The sequence below is a fragment of the Streptomyces sp. YS-3 genome (assembly GCF_045257485.1).
Classification (GTDB): domain Bacteria; phylum Actinomycetota; class Actinomycetes; order Streptomycetales; family Streptomycetaceae; genus Streptomyces.
The window spans coordinates 1-3,961 of the sequence record NZ_JBJHPC010000629.1 but is presented as its reverse complement, the minus strand read 5'-3'; the positions used below and the strand labels follow the sequence as shown (position 1 = coordinate 3,961).

Genomic DNA, 3,961 nt, shown 5'->3' with positions numbered 1-3,961 from the left:
GTGCCCGGCTCGATCGGGTTGGGTCCGTCGCCGCCGACGGGGTGCCTGATGATCCTCGGGTCTATCGGGTCTACCTCGCCTGGTTCGGGGGCGGACTCGTCAAGGTCGGGATCACCGCCGAGGAGCGGGAGGGGGCGCGGCTGCGGGAGCAGGGGGCCGTCTGTTTCTCCTGGCTGGGGCGCGGGCCGCTGATGGCCGCGCGGCGGTGCGAGGAGTTGCTGCGGGCTGCGCTGGGGGTGCCCGACCGTGTCTCGTACGAGCAGAAGAGAGTCGTACGGGCCTCCCTTCCCGGGGCCGGGGAACGCGCTGACGAGGTGCGGGCGCTGCATGCCCGGACCGTCGGGCTCGGGGGGTGGCCCGAGTCGCTGGAAGCGCTGCCGTGCCGTGTCGTCGACCACGGGACGCTGTTCGGGCTCGACGCCCTCGTGCCCGCCCACGGCGTCGTGCGCGAGCTGGCGCCCGATGGAGTCGTCGGCGGGCGCGTGCTGGCCGTCGCCGGGCCCGATCTCCATCTGGAGGCGGCCGGCGGGCGCGTCGTCGTCCTCGACACCCGGCTCATGAGCGGGTGGGGGCTCGCCGCCGCCCCCGCCGACGGCGGGATCACCGTGCCCGTCCGGGCCCTGCGCCCCCCTGACGTGCAGGACCAGCTCTTCTGAGTCAAGACTTGGATCCCCTTTGGATCCCTTCGGGTAAGGGGTATGGACACGTTCACCGATGACAGCGGAGGGTGGGGCGCATGAGCGATCACCTTGTGGCCGGTCCCGTCGCCGGCATCGAACCGCCTTACTACGCTGTCGTGTTCACCTCCCTGCGCACCGAGGGCGACCGGGGGTACGGCGAGACGGCCGACCTCATGGACAAGCTCGTCCAGGAGATACCGGGCTACCTCGGACACGAGAGCGCCCGCACCCCGGGCGGTCTCGGCATCACCGTCTCGTACTTCCGCGACGAGGAGTCCATCGTCGCCTGGCGCTCCCGCCTGGAGCACCAGCGCGCCCAGCGGCGCGGGCGCGCCGAGTGGTACGAGAGCTACAGCACCCATGTCGCCAAGGTCGAGCGGAGTTACAGCTTCCAGCGCGACAGCGGTGAGGCCGGCCCCGGCCGCGACGGTGACAGCCTTGCCGGTCACTGAAGCCGCTCTCGTTCGGGAGTTCTCCGCCCGGCTCGGACTGCCCGGCCTCGTCGACGTGCACACCCACTTCATGCCCGACCGCGTCCTGAGGAAGGTCTGGGCCTACTTCGACTCCGTCGGGCCCCTCACCGGTGTGGAGTGGCCCATCGCGTACCGCGAGGAGGAGGCGCGGCGCATCGAGCTGCTGGGGGAGTTCGGCGTATGCGCGTTCACGGCCATGCTCTACCCGCACAAGCCGGACATGGCCCGCTGGCTCAACGGCTGGGCCGTGGACTTCGCGCGCCGCACGCCCGGCTGTCTGCACACCTCCACCTTCTTCCCGGAGGAGGGGGCCGGCGCGTACGTCGAGGAGGCGCTCGACGCCGGGGCCCGGGTCTTCAAGGCGCATGTCCAGGTGGGGGGTTACGACCCGAACGACCCCCTGCTCGACCCGGTGTGGGGCCTGCTCGCCGAGGCCGCCGTGCCCGTCGTCGCGCACTGCGGCTCCGGGCCCGCGCCCGGCAAGCACACCGGGCCCGAACCCGTCGCGCGGCTGCTCGCCCGGCACCCCCGGCTGCGGCTGGTCGTGGCGCACATGGGGATGCCGGAGTACGCGGACTTCATGGCGCTGGCCGACGCGTACGAGGGGGTCATGCTCGACACCACCATGGCGTTCACCGACTTCAGCGAGCGGTTCGCGCCCTTCCCGGTGGACGCGCTGCCCCGGCTGCGGGACCTGGGCGGGCGGGTGCTGCTCGGGTCGGACTTCCCCAACATCCCGTACGGCTATCTCCACCAGCTCGAATCCCTGGAACGGCTCGGGCTGGGGGACGCGTGGCTGCGGGGCGTCTGCCACGGCAACGGCGCCCGGCTGTTCGGCCTGCCGAGCCCCGGGCTCTGAGGGGAGCGACCCTTTCTCAGGGAATTCACAGGAACGCGCAAGGACGTTCTCAGGGGCCGCTCACAGGGTGGTGAGCATGACCACCACCTCCCCGCAGGGGCGTACCGAATTGCTGAGGCCGGACGGGACCGCTGTCCGGGTGCTCGTCGTGGACGACGAGGCTCCGCTCAGTGAGCTGCTGTCGATGGCGCTGCGTTACGAGGGGTGGGAGGTGCGCAGCGCCGGGGACGGTGCCGGTGCGGTGCGGTCCGCCCGGGAGTTCCGGCCCGACGCGGTCATCCTCGACATCATGCTGCCCGACATGGACGGGCTCGCCGTGCTCGGGCGGCTGCGGCGCGAACTCCCCGACGTGCCCGTGCTGTTCCTCACCGCGAAGGACGCGGTCGAGGACCGGATCGCGGGGCTTACGGCGGGTGGCGACGACTACGTCACCAAACCGTTCTCGCTGGAGGAGGTGGTCGCCCGGCTGCGCGGGCTCATCCGCCGCTCCGGCAGCGCGGCCGTACGGAGCGAGTCGCTGCTCGTCGTCGGGGACCTCACCCTCGACGAGGACAGCCACGACGTGACCCGGGGCGGGGTCAACATCCACCTCACCGCGACGGAGTTCGAGCTGCTGCGCTATCTGATGCGTAACCCCCGCCGGGTGCTCAGCAAGGCGCAGATCCTCGACCGGGTCTGGTCGTACGACTTCGGCGGCCAGGCCAACGTGGTGGAGCTCTACATCTCGTATCTGCGGCGGAAGATCGACGCGGGGCGGTCGCCGATGATCCACACCCGGCGAGGGGCCGGGTACCTCATCAAACCCGGTGAGTGAGCGCCACCCCTCCCGCTCGGTGAGTGAACGCCGCCCCTCCCGGCCCGTCCGCCGGATCGTCTGGCTCATTCGCCGCCCCTCCCGGCCCTGGACCCTTCGTACGCGTCTCGTCGTCTCGGCCGTCGCGCTGATCGCGGTCGTCGCGGCCGTGATCGGTACCGTCACGGTCATCGGGATGCGTTCCAACCTCCAGCGGCAGCTGGACGACGCGCTGCGCCCGGCCGTCGAGCGCACGCACCACGTCCTGCCCAGCGACGGCGGCGCGGATTTCGTCTCCGCGCCCGGCCAGCCCTTCGGTACGGTCGGGCTGCGTATCGGACCCGACGGGCGGACCGTCGCCGGGGCCATCAGCGTCCGGGGGGAGCCCGGGCCGGTCCGGCCGGACCCGAAGGCGCTCAGCGCCGAACAGATCACCGCGCTGGCGGCGGTGCCCAAGGACGACCGCGTCCATACCGTCCGGGTGCCGGGCCTCGGCTCGTACCGGGCGCAGTGGGCGAGGGACGGCTCGGCGCTGGTCGGCTTCCCACTGAAGGACGTCGAGTCCACCGTCAACACGCTGATCGTGGTCGTGGTCTCGGTGACCGCCGCCGGTCTGGTCGCCGCCGGGATCGCGGGCGCCGCGATCGTCGGCGTGGCCCTGCGCCCGCTGCGCCGGGTCGCCGCGACCGCCACCCGGGTCTCCGAACTGCCCCTGCACAGCGGCGAGGTGGCCCTGCACGAGCGGGTCCCGGACGCGCAGGCCGATCCCCGTACCGAGGTCGGACAGGTCGGCGCGGCGCTCAACCGGATGCTGGGGCACGTCGGCTCGGCGCTGGCCGCGCGGCAGGAGAGCGAGACGCGCGTACGGCAGTTCGTCGCCGACGCCAGCCACGAGCTGCGGACCCCGCTCGCCTCCATCCGGGGGTACGCGGAGCTCACCCGGCGCGGCACCGAGGAGGTCGGGCCCGCGACCCGGCACGCGCTGGGGCGCGTCGAGGCCGAGGCCCAGCGGATGACCGGCCTGGTGGAGGATCTGCTGCTGCTCGCCCGGCTCGATGCCGGACGCCCGCTCTCGTACGAGAGCACTGATCTCTCCCCGTTGGTCGTGGATGCCGTCAGCGATGCCCGGSCGSCCGGGCAGGGGCACCACTGGCAC

At 72.5% G+C, this 3,961-nt stretch carries 5 protein-coding genes; all 5 read left to right on the top strand.

The genetic code is table 11. The features are described 5' to 3' along the window. The coding region (locus tag ACJA3G_RS32165) for a DUF2797 domain-containing protein (RefSeq protein ID WP_406556570.1) at positions 1–656 on the top strand (656 nt) is incomplete at its 5' end. 80 nt (positions 657–736) lie between these two features. Next, positions 737–1,132, top strand: coding sequence for an antibiotic biosynthesis monooxygenase family protein (locus ACJA3G_RS32160; RefSeq protein ID WP_406556569.1), 396 nt, complete (start codon positions 737–739; stop codon positions 1,130–1,132). Then, on the top strand, positions 1,110–2,012 hold the full coding sequence (locus ACJA3G_RS32155) for an amidohydrolase family protein (RefSeq protein ID WP_406556568.1): 903 nt from the start codon (positions 1,110–1,112) through the stop codon (positions 2,010–2,012). Before ACJA3G_RS32160 ends, ACJA3G_RS32155 begins: the two co-directional genes overlap by 23 nt. Before the next feature lie 76 nt (positions 2,013–2,088). Continuing rightward, positions 2,089–2,826 (top strand): response regulator transcription factor, encoded by a 738-nt coding sequence (locus ACJA3G_RS32150; RefSeq protein WP_406556567.1) that lies wholly within the window; start codon positions 2,089–2,091, stop codon positions 2,824–2,826. Positions 2,827–2,893: 67 nt separating this feature from the next. Further along, positions 2,894–3,961: histidine kinase dimerization/phospho-acceptor domain-containing protein (locus tag ACJA3G_RS32145; RefSeq protein ID WP_406556571.1), on the top strand; the 1,068-nt coding region annotated here is incomplete at its 3' end.

Bases quoted from the DNA above. Each gene is read 5' to 3' on its own strand.
- ACJA3G_RS32160 (WP_406556569.1), top strand. From the start codon at position 737: ATGAGCGATCACCTTGTGGCCGGTCCCGTCGCCGGCATCGAACCGCCT.
- ACJA3G_RS32150 (WP_406556567.1), top strand. From the start codon at position 2,089: ATGACCACCACCTCCCCGCAGGGGCGTACCGAATTGCTGAGGCCGGAC.